Here is a 349-nt window from a genome sequence, read left to right on the forward strand (position 1 = left end):
AGAGCTGTTTTTATGCATCGGCTTGGGGAAATAAGAGATCGAAGACTTGAGAATCAAAGCTATCGAGCAAGTGGACTGACTCTACTTACAGCAGCAATTACATTATGGAATACGGTGTATATAGAAAGAGCTATAGAGGCCCTTAAACGAAAAGGTATCGAAGCGGATGGAGATCTGATTGCTCACCTATCGCCACTTGGTTGGGAACATATTAACCTCAGTGGTGATTACATATGGCGCACCAATACCAAGTTATCACCGAAAAGATTTAGGTCATTAAGGCCTGTGGATTTAAAGTCGTACAAGAAGCCTTAACGTAGGATATTTTCCGTTTTCCAAGCGGACCCCA

At 42.4% G+C, this 349-nt stretch carries 1 protein-coding gene; it reads left to right on the forward strand.

The window, feature by feature from the left end; genetic code table 11:
• Nucleotides 1-315, forward strand: a 315-nt coding sequence (locus tag AW165_RS18690; RefSeq protein ID WP_155859668.1) for a Tn3 family transposase, incomplete at its 5' end; no start/stop codon positions are given.
• Between the last annotated feature and the right edge of the window lie 34 nt (nucleotides 316-349).

Source organism: Acinetobacter sp. LMB-5 (assembly GCF_001541635.1).
GTDB lineage: Bacteria > Pseudomonadota > Gammaproteobacteria > Pseudomonadales > Moraxellaceae > Acinetobacter > Acinetobacter pittii.